Below are 18,221 nucleotides of genomic sequence, written 5' to 3' on the forward strand. Positions count from 1 at the left end.
GAACACCTTACGGATTCCACCGCGCGATTGCCTATGGGTAGCTCTGCCCACGTGCGCTCTCGACTGCTCACGGACGTGTGCGGCTACAGCTGAGACGGCGGTGTATGTGCCAGCTGCATGATCTCCAGGCCGCGCTCGCGGGTGATGACCTTCGCCCGGCCGGGAACCGCCGGAGTCGCTTTGACGTTGCCGATCAGTGGACCTTCGTCCGGACTGCCGGACAGCAGGATGCCGGGGGCAGCGAGGTCCCGCAGAGTCTGCATGACCGGCTCGAAGGTGGCGCGCGACGCACCGCCGGAACGGCGGGTGAGGATGAGATGCAGCCCGACATCCGTCGCCTGAGCGAGCAATGGCTGCAGCACCGCGATCGGATTGCCCGACTGCGTGTTCACCAGGTCGTAGTCGTCCACGAGGATGAAGACCTCGGCACCCGACCACCACGACCGGTCGCGCAGCTGCTGCGGCGTGACGTCTGGCCCTGGCAGGCGTCCGCGCAGATACTCCACGAGGCCGGAGAGCTCGTCGGCGGCCTGCTCAGCCGTGGTGTAGTAACCGGCCAAGTACTCGTCCGGGATCTCGGAGAGCAGCGCCCGACGGTAGTCGACGACGAAGAACTGCGCCTGAGCCGGCGACATCGTGCGCATGATCTCGCGCGAGAACCCGCGCAGGAAGCCGGACTTGCCCGACTCGCTGTCCCCGAAGAGGTACAGGTGAGGGTTGCGCCGGAAATCGAATCCGGTGGGCGCGAGCCTCGCCTCGTCGACGCCGAGCAGCACCTGCTTCTCCGCCGGCGTATCGGCGGCCTGGCGGCGCAGCTCGTCGAGGTCGAGCAGCTCGGGGAGCAGGCGCAGCTTGGGTCCCTGCGGCCCCTGCCATGCGCGGTTCACCCTGTCGATCAGGTCCCCGACGCCCTCGCCCAGGGTGTCGGGGTCGCCTGAGCCGTCCACTCGGGGCAGCGCGGTCAGCATGTGGTGCTTCGACGGTGCGAGGCCGCGGCCAGGGCGCCCCAGTGGAACGTTCACGGCGACCTTGCGGTCGATCTCGGAGTCGCTGGTGTCGCCGAGCCGCAGCTCGAGCTTCGAGCCGAAGGTGTCCCTGATGGCGTTGCGGAAGTCCATCCAGCGCGCGGTGGTGACGATCAGGTGCACCCCGAACGTGAGCGCACGCCCGGCCAGCGACTGGATCTCGAACTCCATGTCGTCGAACTCCGAGCGGATCGTGGGCCAGCCGTCGACGACGAGGAACACGTCGCCGTAGCCGTCGTCGGCCGTGCCCTGGGCGCGCAGGCGCCGGTAGGTGTCGATCGAGTCGATGCCGTGCTCGGTGAAGTACCGCTCCCGGTCATCGACGATCCCGGCGATCTCCTGGAACATGCGCCGGAGAACGTCGGGCTGGTTCCTGCCGGCGACGCCGGCGACGTGCGCCATCTTCCCGAACGGCACGAAGGTGCCGCCACCGAAGTCCATGATGTAGAACTGCACTTCGAGCGGCGTGTGCGTGAGTGCGATGCCCGTCAGCACGCTGCGCGCGAGGGTGCTCTTGCCTGTGCGGGAGCCGCCGACGATCGCGAGGTGGCCGCTGGCGCCGACGAGGCTCATCACCAGGCTGTCGCGACGCTGCTCGAGCGGGCGGTCGACGATGCCCAGCGGCAGCGTGAGCGGGCCGGCCTCACGCCACTTCGGTGAGATCAGGCCGAGCTGAGGATCCTCGACGAGGTCGCCGAGCAGAGCGTCGAACGTCGGCGGGACGTCGAGAGGCGGCAGCCACACCTGGTGGGCTGGCATGCTCTTGCCCTTCATCAGGGAGACCGCGATGTCGAACGTCACCCGCTTCTCCGCGGGCTCGCTGCTTCGCGCTTCGACAACGGGGGTCTGCTCGTGCGGCTCCTCCGGCACGACGACGGGCGCGGCGGTGAACGCCCTGGCTTCGATCTCGCGGATCGGCCGAGCAGCGGGCTCAGGAGTGTCTGTCGATGCGCCAGACCGCCGCCTGCGGGTCTTCGGCTGGGCGGAGACGTATGCGGCCCGGAACTGGGTGAGGGTCTCCGCATCCGACTTCAGAATGCCGTGCCCGCCGCCGCCAGGGAGGGTGAAGGCATCGGGGACGCCGATGACGGCGCGTGAGTCCGCACCGGAGAACGTCTTCAGGCCGATCCGGTACGACAGATGCGATTCGAGACCGCGAAGCTTGCCCTCTTCCAGCCGCTGCGTCGACAGCAGCAGGTGCACCTGGAGTGAGCGGCCGAGTCGGCCGATGGCGACGAACAGTTCGGTGAAGTCGGGCTTGGCCGCCAGCAGCTCCGAGAACTCGTCCGCCACGATCAGAAGTGCAGGCAGCGGCTCCAGGTCGGTCCTGCCGCCCTTTCGCGCCGCCTCGTAGTCCGTGACGTTCGCAAAGTTTCCGGCGTCGCGCAGCAGCTCCTGGCGCCGCGTCATCTCACCTTGAATGGCATCCTGCATGCGGTCCACGAGCGTCAGGTCGTCGCCGAGGTTGGTGATCACCGCAGAGACGTGGGGCATGTCGGCCATGCCGGCAAAGGTCGCACCGCCCTTGAAGTCGATCAGCACGAAGTTCAGCGCCTCGGACGAATGCGTCATCGCCAGTGAGAGCACCAGGGTGCGCAGCACCTCGGACTTGCCCGATCCGGTCGCACCGATCAGCATGCCGTGCGGCCCCATGCCCTGCTGAGCGGACTCCTTGATATCGAGGATCATGGGCTGGCCGCTCGGGGTGAGTCCGATCGGCACACGGAGCCTGTCGCGGGCCGAGCGCGGCTTCCATGCGAGCTCGGGATCGAAGTCGCGCACATCGGGCAGGCCGAGCAGGTCGGTCAGCTCCGCGGAGATCGTACGGGGGCCGCCTCCGGCCTCTTCGTCCTCGACGGCCTCGACCATTCCGGTCAGACGCCGCGCCGCGGCCTCAGCCGAGGCGATTCCCAGGAAGTCCGGCTTCCCGCGCACCGCCCCTGCGCTCCGTCGGGCGACGGTGAGGATCGGGCCCTCCTCGGCCTCGTCGTCGATCACCAGACGGATGGTGAACGGGTCGGTGAGCTCATCCCATTCGCGGGGGATGTCGATGACGGTGACGCCGCTGACCCCGCCCTCCGCCTGGAACGGGTGATCGGCAGGCAGTCGGGTGCCGTCCGTGATCACCACGAGGTGCGGCACGGGGCCGCTCCGCCCGCCGACGGGTCCGCGCGAGTGCGTGTCGACGACGAGGCTCTCGACGTCGGCCCACGACGTCCCGATGCGGCGAGCGCCGCCCACGGCATCCCTGACGGTGTCGGATTGCGCGTGGGGAAGCCATTTCATCCACTCCCAGTACGGCAGGTCGGCATGGGATGCGATCACCGCGATCTGCAAGTCCTCCGGCGCGGCGAAGGTCGCCAGATGCGCGACGACGGCACGTGCCAGTCCTCGAGCGCGCACGGTCTCACCCGCGATCTCGAGGCGTGCGCAGGTGCCGATGTTCAGTGCGAACGGCAGATCGGGCACCTGGTCGTGCGTGAGCACGAATCGGTGCGCCGCCGACGCGCTGACCGGATCGAGCTGCGCCAGGGCGGGGATCGGTGCCTCTTCCAGGGTCATGGCGAGAGGCTGGCTGGCCGTGCCGACCCTGGCCACCAGGAAGTTCGTGTCGTCGGCGGTTCGCTCCCACACCCGCGAACCCTCTTCGACGATGAAGGGCAGCGTATCGGGCATCGGGAGCATCCACTCCTCATACCTGCGCTGGCGTGAGGCGACTTCGCGTACGGAGTCGCGTGTCTCGGCCAGGTAGGCGAGGTACTCGCGTCGGGTGTTCTCGACATTCGTGGAGTGCTGGGACTTCTGCCGCCACATCTGACCGCCCACCATGGACAGCGCCATGAACAGGAACATCCCGCCCATGATGTACGTGCGGGTCGAGTCGCCGCCCTGAGCGAGCGAGAGCACCGCGACCGAGCCGAGGCTGCCGACCATCGGCAGCGCCATCATCAGCGTGTTCGAGGCGCCCTCGGGCTTGGGGAGCTCCGGGGCCTGCTGCAGAGTGAGTTGCCCGCCGGCCGGGGGTTTCGGCGCGCGACGAGTAGTGGTGTTGCTCACGACAGGCCCTCCTCGAGTCGCTTACCATTGTGTCAGGGAGCGGGCACGAAACAGTGTCGTACCGAGGATCGTCGAGGGGCTGGGAGTGTCAGCGAAGGCAATTCGGCTCACTGTCGCGGACGCTCACAGCCGACATGATCTCGTCGTCCGTGCCGATTCGACCGTCGCCGAGCTGCTCGCCGTCGGCGGCGTCGACCTGAATCGGTACGTCGGCACGACCACGTCGGGGGCCGCGATCGACCTCGACAGCGAGGTGTCGGCCGCGCCGGGCGACGGCGGCGTGATCTGGTTGTTCGACCGCAGCGCCCTGGCGCCGACCCATGCGTCCGGGCGAGGGGCGGCACGCGCGGGCACCGGACTCGCCCGTCCCCGCTGGACGGCACTGGCGCTGCTGCTCGTGGTCGCGCTCGGGCTGGTCGCCTGCACCGTTGCCGCTCCGTCCCCGATCACGGTGTCGGTCTCCGTCTCGGTGCTGCTCATCGGCGCGGTCATCATGCTCGTCCAGCCCGTGCGCGAACGGAACGTCTACGTCGCTTTCGTCGCACCGCCGCTGGCGGCCACGGCAGGAGCACTTGCGCTCTCGCCGTTCTCGGACGCCGCAGCGATGATCGCCGCGGGTGCCGTTGCCGGCGCGACCGCGGCGTGCGCGCGCCACGCGAGCGCCCGTGCGCACGGAGATACGGCGGCCGGCACCACGGGCGCGATCGCCGCACTGTGGTCGGTCTTCGCGGTGCTCAACGCGGCCGCGTTCATCGCCGACGTGCCGGTTGCCGCCGTCGCCGCGGTGCAGGCCGCCTGCGCCGCTCCGATCTTCCGCTACATGCGCGGCGCCGCCCTCGACGTGAACTCAGACGAACTGATCGACACGCCCTTCGTGATCCGCGACGCTCAGGGCATACGTTCGAGGCCGGCGACTGAGCCCTCCCCTGTGCGCAGCGATCGAGCGGCCCATCAGACGCTGCTGGCGCGTCGTCGCTCCGAGGCCGGAACGGTGACGGCCGGCGCCCTCGCGCTGCTTTCCTCGCTCTGCGCACTTCTCGCGATCACGGATCGGTCGATCGAGGCGTGGTGCGTCCTGGGCGGGACGCTCGGCATCGGATGCTACTTCCTGCTGACCTCGCGCAGCGTGCGCGACGGGTTGACGCGAGGTGCGTCCATGGTGACGGGAGCGGTCGTGACCGTGGCTGCGGCCGCGGCGCTGCTGAACGCGCTGCACGTCGGACCGCTCCTGATCTCTCTCGCACTGGTGCTCGTCGGCGGGATCGTGGGCTGCCTGACGGTTCCGCTCGCCCAGGACTGGCGCTCTCTGGGCTGGTCGCGCACGGGCGACATCATCGAGGCCATCCTCCTCGCGCTCTCCCCGGCCGCACTCGTGTACGGCTCCGGGATAGCCGGACAGATCCTGGAGGTCTTCTCATGACGCTCACTCCGCCTGCCCCGTCCCGCGCACGGTCGACGCCCTCGCGGGCGGACCAGACGGCAGGGAAGCGCGCCTCGGCCGGAAAGCGCGCGGGGGCATACCTGATCGACGTCGCGATCGTCGCTGCGATCGCTGCGCTCGTCTGGGCGCTCACGGGGTCGCTTCCGCTGTTCGCGGTGACGTTGGTCGAGCTGTGGGCGATCGGCTGGATCTGGGAGGGGCACACGGGCGCGACACCGGGGAGCCTGGCCGTGGGGCTCCGCACGGTGCGGCGCGACGCAGGCGTCAGCGTCGGGGCCGCGGGGCTGTTCCTGCGCAGCGCACTGATGGGCCTCGCCCACGTGATCCCCGTGCTCCTGCCTGCCGGGCTCGCGGCATCCGGCCTGCTCGACGGCGTCGCCGGGGCCAGGGTGATCGATGTTCGCCGGACGAAGCAGGCTGCGGCGGACCCCGTCGACGCACCGATGCTCGACGCCCGCGTGGTCGCGGACGACGCGGGCCACGCGCCGGGACCGAGTGACGTGAGCGCGACGGCGCCCCCGCCGCCGCGTGAGGCGCCGGCCGAACCGGTGCCCGCCCCCGTTCCCTCCGGCCCTTCTGCAACGGGGAGCACCGTTCCCGCATTCGAGTTGGCGGACGGCGCGGTGGTCAGGGTGACGGGCCTCGGTTTCATCGGTCGCGCGCCGCGGGCGCCTGAGTCGATCCCGGATGCGATCCTGGTGCGTGTGACCGACGGTGCACGTTCGCTGTCGCGCACTCACGCCTCGTTCGGCATCGACGAGGAACGGCTGTGGGTGCAGGACCTCGGTTCCACCAACGGCGTCTCGGTGCGTCATTCCTGGGGCGGCATCACGCCCCTCGCTCCGCACATCCCGTACTTCCTCATGCCAGGAGATGTTCTGGTGCTCGGCGGCGACGCCGAGCTCGTGCATCGGAGGGTCGCGGGTGCCGCAGACGCGCCAGCGCCTCCGGCGCAGGACGAGGCCCCGGCACCGCCGCCCCCGCCTGCGCCCGTGACATCCTCGGTGGAGGGCTCGCCGGCGATGCGGGGCACGTCGTCGTCGGTGTCTGCAGAGGATGCTGCGGCAACCGTCGCACTGCAGTTCCACGACGGGACGATCGTGCCGATCCGCGGCATCGGCTACATCGGCCGCGCGCCCAGGGTTCCCGAGGGTGAGCGCCCGGATGCCGCACTCGTCGCCGTGCCCGATGGTGACCGATCCGTGTCCCGTACGCACGGCCGGTTCGGCATCGTCGACGATCAGGCGTGGTTCGAGGACCTCGGCTCAGGCAACGGATCGTCATTGCGTACGAGTGACGGCCGTTCCGGCCCGATGACTCCGCATCAGCGCTTCGGTCTCGTGCCAGGGCTGGTCCTCGAACTCGGCGACTGCGTCGTCCGTGTCGTCGCGGCCTGAGCGAGCGTCACCGACGAGCGGTCGGCGGTTGCTGCGGTTCTCCCACCCGCAACGCAGCCGGGAGAACCGCAGCAGGAAGTTCCGCTACCAGCCGAACTCTTCCCTGCCCTCGGACTCGGTGCGTCCGGCAGCACCCGCTTCGCCCAGGTCGGGGGTCGCCTCGTCCTCGTCGCCGACGGCGAAGGCGGTCAGGTCCTGGCCTCGCCTGCGGTTCTTCTTGCTGCTGCCTGCTCCGGCTGCTCCGCCCATGCCGCCGGCCACCATGCCGCGGCCGCCTGCTGCTCCGGACTGAGCGTTCGCGCTTCCGCTGACCCCTGCGTCGGACGCCGTGCCCGATGCACCGCCGATGGTTCCGATGCTTCCGGCGCCGCCGACGCGGCGGGCAGCACCTCCGGCGATGCCACCGGCGATGCCGCCGGCGACGCCACCGGAGACCCCGCCGCCTCCGACGCCGCCTCCGACGCCGCCGACACCGACGCCGCCGACACCTCCGCCGCCACCGGTACCGGGGATGAAGCCGTCGGTGCCGCCGTCGATACGCGGATCGTCGACGCCGGGCGGGTCGGTGACCGGCGGGTCGCCGATGTAGCCGGGCGGCCACGGAGCGACGACCTTCGGATCATCCGTCCCTGGGTGCTCGATATCGGGCCAGTCGTTTCCGCCGCCCCCTGAGCCGCCTCCGTCGGATCCGCCGCCTGATCCGCCGCCGCCTGACCCGCCACCGCCTGATCCGTCTCCGGGGCCGCCGTCGATGCCGGGGTTGTTGCCTGATCCGTCTCCCGTGCCGCCTCCGGGCCCACCGTTGACGCCGGGGTCGTTCACGGTGGGGCTGTCGCCGGTGCCGCCGCCGGTGCCGGTGCCGCCGCCGGTGCCGCCGTCGGCACCTGGGTCGTCCACCGAGGGAAATCCGTCGGCGCTCGAGCCGTCCGGTGCGGACTTCTCCGGGTCGTACTCTGACCCGGGGAGTCCGTTGATGATCTCTTCCAGCCTGGCGTCGAGAGCGGCGTTGAGCTTACGGGCCGCCTCCTCGCGGTCGGCCTCTGCCTGGTCCAGATAGTGCTGCTTCGCCTGATCCGGCGTGAGGGTCACACCGGGAGAGACCTGCACGGGACTGTCCGTCTTGGCAGCCATATCGAGCGTGTTCTGCTGCTCCGGCGTCAGCTCGCCGCTGGGGACGCCCGCCGCGCTGTTCGCGGTGTCGCTCATCGCGTGGTTGGCGGCATTGATCGCGATGCTGAGCTTCTTCTGGTAATCGCCGAACTTCTCCAGCTTCCCACGCAGCGCCAATAGGCCGTCTTCGACGGTCTGCCCGTAGTCGCCCTCGAATGCGTTCAGGCCTGCTGCCTTGTGCACACCTTCAGTTGCGGTATTGACGGAGCCATTCAGCGTCGACCGAGCGTCGGCTTGCTTCGCACGGGTGCCACTGAGAAAGGTGCTCACTTGATTCAGCTGAAGCCGCGCGAGTCTCTCCTGATGCTGTCCCATGGTCATCTTCCGGTCAATTGGCAGTCGGCTGCGTCGTTTTCAGCAGTTGGTCGAGTTGGCGTTGGTAGGCCGCCTTCTGCTGATCCTGCAGATGCTCGGTCTCGGCGATCGCGCGCTTGAGGTTCATGCACGCGTCGTCGAGCTTGTTGCTCAGGTCGTTGAGCCATGAGCCGGCGGCGTGATACTTCGCCTTGAGGGCAGCGGTGAGTTCGGTGGCCTTCCCATCGGCGGTCCACAGAGCACTGGTCTGACCGTCCTCGAGGGAAGCGGCCGTTTCCACACAGGCGGACAGTTCGTCGTAGCACTCGGTGATGAGAGCCACCTGCACTCTGGCGACGATGTCGTTGTAGATGAAGAAGCCTTTGACCATCGGCTGTCCCCTCCCTTGTCCGTGTCCGCGACGATCCTAGCCCGGGAGCGTCGGTGGTCTCCATGGGGAGTGCTCCCCATAGCCCGAGTGGCTACAGACTCGGGTCGCACTCTCCTGTCGCGTCGTACGCCACCTGTATCCCCATATCGCGTTCGGACTCTGTCACGTCGTCGCCCCCTGCAAGGCCTTGCAGGGACTCGTCCGACAGATCGGAGTCGTAGTAGTACTGTCCGACACAGGTGAAGTAGCCGGGCACATCGTCGTACTCGAACATGCCTCCGCTGTGGGCGATGGTTTCGAGACCCTCGCCGATCGCTTCGGGCGAGGGGCGGCTGTCGTCGTCGCCATCATCGTCCGCTGGAGGTTCTTCCGGCGCCTCATCCGTTGGTTCTTCCGGCGGCTGCTCGGTGATCGTCGGCGCCGGATCCTGTGGTGTCGGATAGTCGTCCATCGCCCCCGTGATTCCGAACCACAGTACGAGTACGAACACGATGCTGCCGACGATGCCGCCCACGACGGACAGGATGATGCCTGTCACCGACGGCCACTTCTTCGTGCCCTTCTGGAACACCGCGACCAGCGACACCACGAAGGCGGCCAGCAGCAGGACGAGGCCGATCGGGAAGGTCACCCCCGTCGGAATGCAGGCCAGTACTGTTCCGAGCACCGCCAATCCCAGCCCCACGAAACCGAGAACCGACGACCGCTGAGGACTCGCAGGCGGCTGCGCGGAGCCCGGAGCCCACGCGCCGGCGACGGGCGCCCCCGTGGGCGCGAACGACGCCTCAGGCCGGGCAGAAGGCGACGCCTCGGTTCCGGCGCCGTGATCTCCTGGCGATGAGAAGCGGTCGGTCCACCGCTCGCCGTCCCACCATCGCAGTCGCCCGGAACCGTCGTCGTACCATCCGGCCGGAGTGCTCATCCGTGTTCTCTCCTCGTCGTCAGCTTCTGCGCGCTGGCGCGCAGCCTCCGCCGCGCAACCCTACGTGTATACCAGGCGCATCCGGCCCGTTCCCTGACCCCGGCCGGTCATGCCGCCGGAGCGTCGACGCCCTGAGTGGCGAAGGCCGTAAGCAGCTCCAGGTCGACGATCGTCACGATCCGTGTGCCGACGGCGAGCTCCACGAGTCGAGAACGCTGCGATGCGAGAAGCCGGCCGCTTGCCCTGCGGTCGAGTCCGCGAACGCCCATCCGTGCGAACTTGTCGCACAGGCTGCCCAAGCGCCGCTCGAGCTTCTCCACGGGCCAGCCCAGTCGCGCCGCGATCTCGTCGGTGGAACGCAGGCGTGCCGCGCCCCCGTCGCCGTCACGCAGCAGCGGCTCCGCGAGTGCGGTGAGCAGGATGCGCTGCATCGGCGACAGCAGCTCTGCCGTGCCCCCGGCGACGCCGGCGCCGTTCCATCCGACCGATTCCTCGTAGACCGGGGACTCGACCGTCAAGGAGACCTCGTACATGGTTGAGTCGCCGGTGAACATCACCGTCGTCGTGCGGAACACCAGCGGCATCGACGAACCGGGCGCCAGCCACGACTGGGCCGCTCCGTCGGCCGAGGACACGGAGGCGGTGAGCGCCGATCCGACGTTGCTGAGCCACCAGACGCCGTCGCGCTGAGCGATCTCGAGGAAGCGGCGGTGCACGTACGGGTTGTCGCCGATCGACAGATCCGCTCCGCGGCCGACGACGAACGTCGTACCAGCGGGGATGCGCACGATCCGCTCGCCGAAGCCGAGCACGAGAGAGCCTCCGTGCTCGGCGGCCGACTCCGGCTGATCGGGCTCCGCCATCATCAGGCCGTGTGGCGCGGCCATGCACCGCCGGGGAACGCCGCGGCCGAGCTCAGCTCATTGGTCACGGTCGTCATGAACGACGATGCGGCCTGGTTGGCCGTCAGAATGATGCTGATGAGGCCGATGATGTCCAGGATGAAGAAGCCGACTTCGGCGATGATCGTCGCGACACCGGTGGGGGCGCCCCAGACCGAGACGATCTGGGCGATGCCGAGCGCGACGCCGATCGCGGTCGTGATGGTCGCGATCGAGAATGACACCCAGAAATCCACGATCGCGTCGGCGAACTTGTTCAGTTCGTTGTCGATCATCACGCACTTGCCGTAGACGTCCTCCGCGGCGGGCTGCTGCAGATCGACGCGCGCGCTGTAGGCATTGTGGGCTGCGCCCTCCCAGTTCCCCGTGCTGGGGAGCGCCGCGGGGATGATCGTCGCCGTCGCCTCGGTGGCGGGGGCGCCCACGTTGTCCACCCAGCTCCGGCCGGCCCGCCGCAGCGCAGCCGGGTTGCCGACGAAGGCGAAGGCATCTGTGGTCTTCTGGATGGCCTCGTTCACCTTCTCGAACATCCTGCCGATCAGCTCGTTGATCCGGTCGATCAGTTCACCGATGAGGGGGATGTGGCTGGCGAGTTCGAGGACGCCGTTGATGATGTCGATGACCGAGTTCGCGCCGTCGACGATCTCCTGGAACTTCGTCTTCGACTTGTCCACATCCGGCCCGTTGTCGCGTCCGCTGCCGGTCGAGCCGCTCCCGTGCGGGCGGCTGGTGGAGCCGGAATCGCCGAACGCACTGCCAGAGCGACCGGGAGAACCAGAAGGAGAGGAGGAGCCGTTCGGAACGCGTGGGGGCCTGATGCGTGGTGTCATGATGTCGTCTGCTTTCCGTCGAGAGAGCTGAGGTCAGCTGTTGAGTCGGGACTGCCACGCGGGCATAGAGGCGGGTTCAGAAGTCACAGCGGCGCCGTCGGCGTCGGAGACGGCGCCGAACGGATCCGTCCCTGCGTCGGGGGCGGCGGGGGTCGGCTGGATCTCGATGTCCGGCCCGTCGCTGATCGTTCCAGGGGTGCCGTCGGCATCGGCAGGGGTGGGCTGTATGTCGATGTCGGGTGTGGCATCGATCGTCGCCGGTCCGCCGTCGAGGTCGGGACGAGTCGGTTGGACGTCCGAGTCGCCCGGCTCGGTCTGTCCGTCTCCGCTGTCGTCGCCATCCGGTTGCGTCTGCGGGGTGTCGCTGCCGTCGCTGCCATCGGGCTGTGACTGTCCATCTCCGCTGTCGTCGCCATCCGGCTGCGTCTGGGAGTCGTCCGCGCCGTCGCCGTCCCCGGGTGCAGTTGTCGGGTCGCCATCGACATCGCCATCGGCCGTCGGATCGGACTCGCCGGGAAGGTCGCTGTCGCCAGGAGAATCGGCCGTCGCACCGTCGCCGCCGTCTCCGGCTGCCTGGTCGCGCATCTCGGCCGCTTGATCGCGCAGGTCCGCGGCCTTGTCACGCAGCTCCGCGGCGTCCTCTCGGGCGTCCACCGCCTCTTCTGCTGCGCCGTCCCGGTCCGCTTCTAGCCCCTCGATCTGCTCGCGGACGTCTGCGGCCTCCGCACGCTGTGCGGCGGCCTCCGCGCGCAGAGCCGCGGATTCGGTTCGTGTCTGCAGCGCGCCGGCGGAATCGCCGGCCTGCAGCTGCTGCTCGGCCTTGAGATCGAGCTCGGTCGCACGACGCTCGATGTCGGTGGCGCTGCTGTCGAGTTCGGCGGCGCGCTCCTGCAGGGAGTCGATCTGCGCGTCGATCGCGTCGAGCTGCTCCTGAGCCTTCTCGGCGTGCTTGTCAGCCTGATCGGCCTGCCGGTCGAGGGCATCCGCACGCGCGTCGAGCTGATCCGCCTCGGCATCCAGCTGGGCGTCTTCGGCGTCGTCACCCACCTCGCGCCGATCGATCCGTCGACCTGGGGGTTGCGCGCCGCCGGTGCCGCCGCCCACGGTGCCGCGCCGTGCCGCCGCGCCGCGCCACGCTGCGCCGCCACCGTGTCGCGCGCCCCGCTGCGCGCCGCCACCGGTGCGCGCCCGTGGCCCCGGCCGCGCGCCGCCGCCGGTAGGGCCGTCGTAGCTGCCGGAGCCGTCGACGTCCTTGTCCTGCTTGCCTTCGGACTCCACGTCCGTCTCGTCGTACGAATCGGCCGTCAGCCGGAGCGACTCGGCGAAGAGGGTGTGCGCCTCGGGCGCGGTGCCCAGCAGCGCCACCATGGTGGCTTGGAACGTCTTGTAGGCGCTCGCGGCTTCGCCGCCGATGAACGAGAACGCCGCGGTATCGATGTCCAGTCCTTCGGCGGCCGATTTGACGGTGCCGTAGGAACCCCCGGCCGTGTCCCAGAGCTCAGCGTCCTTGCGCAGGTAGGTCGTGTCGACATCGACTTCGCCTTCGGCGCCGAACGACGACGCCGGGGGTGCCGGAGGAGGCGTCGGCAGTGCTGACTTCCCCTCTGGCTCCGGCATCGTGGGCGTCGGCTGGTTTCCGCCTCCGCCGCCGCCTGGCGCAAACGGGACGCCGATGGGGCCGCCAGGCGAGATGTCAGGCGCGGGGATCTCGTTCAGCCCCGTGCCGATGCGGTACAGCTCGTCGACGGGCGTGGCCGCGTCCAGGACGTTGGACAATGCGCCGAGCCCGTCTCCTTCCGCGACGTTCTCCGTGAAATCAGCGATCTCGTCGAGCGGATTCGCCAGGTCGACGACGTCATCGAGCAGTCCCATGTCTCAAGCTTCCTGTCTCACCGGATGGCGCCCATGCGGCGCATCAGCTCACGGGGGCTGTGCCCGACCTCGGCAAGCTGCTGGATCGCCGGGAACCCCTCGTACTTGTTCTCTCGTTCGTGCGCGGCCATCGCCATCACGCCGTTCAATGCGCTGATGATCTCGCGCTCGATCACCGAGTCGTTCGTGTTCCGCACCCACCGCTCATCGAGAGTCACGGAGGTGATCGTGTCGCCTTCGCGCGTGACGATGACGGTCTTGGCAGAGTTCACCCCGTCTCTCTCCTCGCGCGCACGGCGCGCGTGGTGCGCCAGGAACTTCTCCTGCTCGGCGTTCGCGGCGTCGTACATCGCCCGCAGCTGCTCACGGCCTTCCGCGCCCCAATCGGAGCTGGGGTCGCCCAGCTCCACGGGCTCCGGCGCCGGCTCGGCGACGTCCGGCTCGGCGACGTCCTTCTCCGCGTTCTCGGAATACGCCTTCATCCACTGGCCGGCTCGCTGCTCGATGGCGTGCTGATAGCAGGAGCTCACGGCGAGCCCGAGCGTCTCCTCGCCGATCTTGTCGCGCCAGTCCTCGTCGAGCGCGAGCGTCTCGACGGCGCCGTTGGCGGCCAATGTCAGTTTGACGGCCTTCTTCTCGTCCTCCACCGTGACCGGGGTGAGTTCCTTCGACGCGTCGCCCAGTGCGCGCAGTTCGTGCTGCAGCTCTGCCGCGGTCTCCCGCAGCTCTGCCATCAGCCGATTGGCGTCCGCCATGTCCAGGTTCACGATGGGCTCCTCCTGTTGTGGACCGTCGAAGCCATCCTACGGAGAGGCCCACATGTGCCATAGGGGTAGGACTACCCATCGGCCGCGTCCGCGGCGCAGCGCACAACGCGTCCGGGAGCGGTCAGTCTCTGGCCCTTCGCGCGCGCCACCGTGCCAACAGGAGGGCGAGCGTCGAAACCGTCGCACCGGCGCCCAGCATCCAGCCGACGATCGAGCGTGCCGGTTGCAGGGGGTCGGGCACCGGCTCCAACGAGACGATCCGGTCATCAGGCGGTGTCGGTGTCGGGGTCAGATGCGTCGGCGACTGCGGGCCGGGAAGGGTGCCGTCATCGGTCAGCGCGAGCGCGTCCGCTGGCCGTACCTCGCCCCATCCGACGGTGTCGCTGCGCTCGGCGGGTGAGACGCGCATCGCCGACTGGATGAGCCGGAACGCCCACTGGTCGGGCGACTCGTCGGGGAAGCGGGCCGCTACCAGAGCCGCGGCGCCCGAGACGATCGCCGTGGCGTAGCTCGACGATGCGGAGTCAGGGTTGAAGACGCAGTCGCCGCCCGAGATGTACGCAGACGGCATGGACTCGCCGGGCGCCGCGATGTCGACGTGCTCGCCCCGGTACGAGGACTGCGCGTCCCACGCGCCGTCGCTCAGGACGCCAGCCACAGCGAGAGCGCCGTCGAGCTCACCCGGGTAGAACTGCGAGGGATCCGGACGATCCGAATCAGCAGTGTTGCGGTTTCCCGCGCTGGCGATCACGAGCGCGCCGAGCTCTGCGGCGCGGGCGACGGCGCTGCGGTACTGCTCGAGCGAACCGTCGTCGGAGAGTGAGACGTTGATGATCTGCGCGCCGTGCTCGGCCGCCCACCGGATTCCCTTCGATACGGAGCCCGCGGATGGCAGTGCGAGATCGTTGGAGGGCTGTCCGTCCTCCGGCGCTGACTCGAAGGCGCGCACCGGCATGATCTTCGCTTCTGGTGCGACGCCGACGACGCCCGATCCGTCGATCGGCCTCGCGGCGATGAGACCTGCGATGGCCGTCCCGTGGCCGAAGAGATCGTCGTCGGCGGGGGCCGATCCGTCGCCGAAGGTGCTTCGGCCCGACACCAGCGCGCCGTCGAGGTGCACATTGCCCGCCTTCACGCCGGAGTCGACGACGGCCACCGTCACGCCGCCCCCGCGGCTGAGTGCCCACGCCTCATCGAGCCCGAGGCGTGCCGGCAGGTAGCTGGCGCCGGGGGAGAGTGTGCGCTGGTTCGGTGTGCACTGCTGCGCCGTCGCATCGACGGATGGAGACTCTCCGATGGCCGTCGTCGCCTGTGGCGCGGACTCAGAGACGCCGCCGGCGCCTCCCGTCGCGAGCAGGGCGAGGATGCCGACGGCAGCGGCTGCGCCTCGCAGCCTGCGACGCGCCATCACTCGTCCGTTCCCGGTGCCGTCCTCTGCGCGATCTCACGGCTGAGAGTCGGCCCCTGTTCGAGCAGCTGCGTCCACGCTGTCGGGACCGGCACCGACTGATCGGGCTCGTACCCGAGGCGCTCGAGATCCGAGGCCGACTCGACGGGGAAGTACACACCGGCTTCTGAGACGAATCCGTATGTGGCGCCCTCACCGGAACTGTGCGCGGTGATCGCTGCGCCTGATCCGGGTGTGACCTGCGTTCCCGGTTCCACATCGTTCGGCACGGCCGCGACCGAGACCGACGGCTGCTCGTCGCCATGGGCCATCTGCAGGCACACCGAGCTCGCGTCCTCGGCCTCGACGGGCGCCTCCGACGGCCAGTCGCCCGGAACGGCATCCGAGTTCACGTTCCTCAGGTTCGTCGCTTCGGCGACGGTCATGGTGACGGGGTCGATGCCGACGTACGCGGTCAGCAGCGTACGCGCGAACGGTGTGGCCGGAACGAGCTCTCCGTTCCCGTCGACGATGTACTCGGCGACGGTCTGGCCGTCGGACTGCGTGCGCACGGTCTGCCCGACGACGAGACCGTCGGCGCCCGCGTCCGATCCCAGCGGGCTGCCGAGGTCCACAGTGAGAGGCGTTCCCGGCGTCACGAGATTGAGCCAGAGCGACGAAGCGGTCGGCACGGAGCCGATGTCGTCGATCCCCAGGAAGACGCTCGCGACGACGGGGACGCTGTCCGGTGCGACTTCGTACCGGTGGGCGCCCTGGACGAACCAGTACCCGCCGTCATCGTCCGTCACGAGTCCGGCCCGTTCCTCGGGGCCCGACTCGTCGCCGAGCATGCGCGTGGAGAGTTCGAGCGGACGGGAGGCCTCGACGCAGCTCAGCCAGGCCCCTGTGTACTGCCGGTCGGGGGCAGGGAGCTGATCCGGTGCACCGTCGATTCCCACCGGCGAGGGGTCGCGCTCGATGCCGTCGAGCTTCGACGCCGGCACCGAGGTGACCTCGGTCGTCTCCACCAGCAGATGCGCGCTGGCGAGATTCTTGACGGGGTACAGCGTGTCGCTGAGGGCGACGTATCGGGTGCCCTCGCCGCTGACCACGATGATCGAGCCGTCACCCCAGTCCTTGGGCAGGGTGCCGGTGAACGTGCCGATCAGCAGCGATACGATCACCGTCAGAATTCCGAGTGCGACGCTGACGACCACGCCGCGCAGCGGCTTTCCCGGCGGCAGTTCGCGCCCGCCGGGAGCACCGCTCGTGAACGCGGTCCGCAGTCGCCGGCGATTGAACGCCTGTGCCTGAAGCAGCTCGGCCTTGGATGCCATCGGTCAGAACCAGCCTCCGGCGATGATGGCCAGCGGCAGCAGCAGCGCGATCATCGCCCATTCGGCGAAGTCTGCCAAGCGCGTCAGACCGATCCGCACCTTGGAGCTGAGCAGCACCACCACGATCACGCAGACCGCGGCGGCGGCGAGGCCGATGACGAGCCCGGTCATCCACTCAGGGTGGGTGATGATGGCCGTGACGACTCCGAGCACCACACCTGAGAGCACGCCGGAAGCGACCGCGACGATGTCGAATCGCGAGTACACCTGCCTGGCACCGAGGAACATGCCGCTGTACGTCACCGCGGACAGCACCAACCCCCAGATGCCGGATGCGACGACGGGCGGCGTCGCGATGAGGATGATGAGGCAGACGGCGATGCGCAGGGAGACCTGGTATCGGTGTGCCCGAACGTAGAGCTTCGCGACCTGATCGGGTGCGATGCGGGTCGGTGCTTCGTAGACCTCGGAGTCGTCGCGGGCGGAGACGACGCGCAGCGGCACGGAAGCCAGGGCGATCCACGGCGTTGCGAGCCCCACGATGCCGGACAGCGCCATCACCGCCGCCAGGATCCCGGCGACGGGCACGTCCAACCAGGTGGTCACGGCGCCGACGGCGAGCAGCACACCGCCGAGGACGACGGGGACGAGTCCGTACTCGCGCAGGCGCGTCAGCGCCAGCATCGTCACGATGCCGAACACGAGCATCGCCCCTGCGCCGAGGAGCAGTGCCGCCGCCCATGCGCCGTTCGATGGCATCGCCGTGTATCCGGCGACGCCGGCGTACACCGAGGACACGACGGCGAGCGCCATCGCGGCCTGCTGCGGAGCGCGCGTGCGATCCATCACGATGGCGCACGTCATCAGAACGACAGCTGCCGCACCGGCGCCGGCCGGGGTGACGATCGTCCCGGTGCCTGCCCACGACCACACAGCAGGGACCAGACCGAGCAGCAGCAGCACCGATGACACCACGGTCGCAGTCGTGACCGAATTCTGCGCCGACCATGCCGGCGCGTCCTTCTCCACCACGTCGGCGACGGCTTCGACGAGATCGTCGTAGCGCTTCGCAGATGATGCCGTCGTCCCCTGTTCCAGCACGAGCAGATCGCCGTCCTGCACGTTCTGGGAGCCGAGAGTGCGGTCCCCGTCGAGCGCGGTTCCGTCTGCCTGCACCAGGTGGAACCCGGATGACGCGGAGATGTTGTCGAAGACACGGAGGCGTCGGGCGAGTGACGGGAGCACTTCGGCGAGCGGAACGCCTCCGGGGACGCTCACGTCGATGCGCTGGGACTCCCACTGCACCGAGAGGCGTAGGAGCTGCGCAGGCGCGACAGCCGTCGTCTGTGGCGACATGGGATCCCCGCTTTCCGTCAACACGCGCTTTTCAGACTATCGCGTGGGCGCATCCGGAACTCTGCCACACGCT

13 protein-coding genes are annotated in these 18,221 nt (G+C 69.2%); 2 read left to right on the plus strand and 11 right to left on the minus strand.

What is annotated here, in order from left to right:
* Window positions 1-83: 83 nt before the first annotated feature.
* Window positions 84-4,082 (minus strand): type VII secretion protein EccCa, encoded by a 3,999-nt coding sequence (eccCa, locus tag CIK77_RS11445; protein WP_249268466.1) that lies wholly within the window; start codon window positions 4,080-4,082, stop codon window positions 84-86.
* An 85-nt stretch (window positions 4,083-4,167) separates the two neighbouring features.
* On the opposite strand from eccCa, the gene CIK77_RS17695 reads away from it, so the two are divergent.
* Window positions 4,168-5,502, plus strand: a complete 1,335-nt coding sequence (locus tag CIK77_RS17695) for a hypothetical protein (RefSeq protein WP_170934026.1) — start codon at window positions 4,168-4,170, stop codon at window positions 5,500-5,502.
* Window positions 5,499-6,920: an FHA domain-containing protein gene (locus CIK77_RS11450; RefSeq protein WP_170934027.1), complete on the plus strand. Its 1,422-nt coding sequence runs from the start codon at window positions 5,499-5,501 to the stop codon at window positions 6,918-6,920. Before CIK77_RS17695 ends, CIK77_RS11450 begins: the two co-directional genes overlap by 4 nt.
* Before the next feature lie 84 nt (window positions 6,921-7,004).
* On the opposite strand, the gene CIK77_RS11455 is transcribed toward CIK77_RS11450, so the two are convergent.
* The 10 genes from CIK77_RS11455 to eccD form a co-directional block, all read right to left on the minus strand.
* Window positions 7,005-8,273 (minus strand): hypothetical protein, encoded by a 1,269-nt coding sequence (locus CIK77_RS11455; protein ID WP_140403483.1) that lies wholly within the window; start codon window positions 8,271-8,273, stop codon window positions 7,005-7,007.
* A 145-nt stretch (window positions 8,274-8,418) separates the two neighbouring features.
* Entirely contained in the window at window positions 8,419-8,775 is a 357-nt protein-coding gene (locus CIK77_RS11460) for a hypothetical protein (RefSeq protein WP_087053783.1), read from the minus strand.
* A gap of 91 nt (window positions 8,776-8,866) precedes the next feature.
* Window positions 8,867-9,697 (minus strand): DUF2510 domain-containing protein, encoded by an 831-nt coding sequence (locus CIK77_RS18155; RefSeq protein WP_087053784.1) that lies wholly within the window; start codon window positions 9,695-9,697, stop codon window positions 8,867-8,869.
* A gap of 107 nt (window positions 9,698-9,804) precedes the next feature.
* A complete protein-coding gene (locus CIK77_RS11470) occupies window positions 9,805-10,584 on the minus strand; it encodes a hypothetical protein (protein WP_087053785.1) in 780 nt (259 codons plus the stop codon).
* Window positions 10,563-11,429: a hypothetical protein gene (locus tag CIK77_RS11475; protein WP_140403484.1), complete on the minus strand. Its 867-nt coding sequence runs from the start codon at window positions 11,427-11,429 to the stop codon at window positions 10,563-10,565. The genes CIK77_RS11470 and CIK77_RS11475 overlap by 22 nt, the downstream gene beginning before the upstream one ends.
* Window positions 11,430-11,462: 33 nt before the next feature.
* Window positions 11,463-13,301 (minus strand): type VII secretion target, encoded by a 1,839-nt coding sequence (locus CIK77_RS11480; RefSeq protein ID WP_114347257.1) that lies wholly within the window; start codon window positions 13,299-13,301, stop codon window positions 11,463-11,465.
* Between the two features lie 17 nt (window positions 13,302-13,318).
* On the minus strand, window positions 13,319-14,068 hold the full coding sequence (locus CIK77_RS11485; protein ID WP_087053788.1) for a hypothetical protein: 750 nt from the start codon (window positions 14,066-14,068) through the stop codon (window positions 13,319-13,321).
* A 121-nt stretch (window positions 14,069-14,189) separates the two neighbouring features.
* Window positions 14,190-15,476 (minus strand): S8 family serine peptidase, encoded by a 1,287-nt coding sequence (locus CIK77_RS11490; protein ID WP_087053789.1) that lies wholly within the window; start codon window positions 15,474-15,476, stop codon window positions 14,190-14,192.
* The gene (locus CIK77_RS11495) at window positions 15,476-16,792 is read right to left on the minus strand and encodes a type VII secretion protein EccB (RefSeq protein ID WP_087053790.1); all 1,317 of its coding nucleotides are present in this window, start codon (window positions 16,790-16,792) and stop codon (window positions 15,476-15,478) included. Before CIK77_RS11495 ends, CIK77_RS11490 begins: the two co-directional genes overlap by 1 nt.
* A gap of 3 nt (window positions 16,793-16,795) precedes the next feature.
* Window positions 16,796-18,148 (minus strand): type VII secretion integral membrane protein EccD, encoded by a 1,353-nt coding sequence (gene eccD / locus CIK77_RS11500; protein WP_087053791.1) that lies wholly within the window; start codon window positions 18,146-18,148, stop codon window positions 16,796-16,798.
* Window positions 18,149-18,221 lie beyond the last annotated feature (73 nt).

The sequence above is a fragment of the Microbacterium sp. JB110 genome (genome assembly GCF_003335195.1).
Classification (GTDB): domain Bacteria; phylum Actinomycetota; class Actinomycetes; order Actinomycetales; family Microbacteriaceae; genus Microbacterium.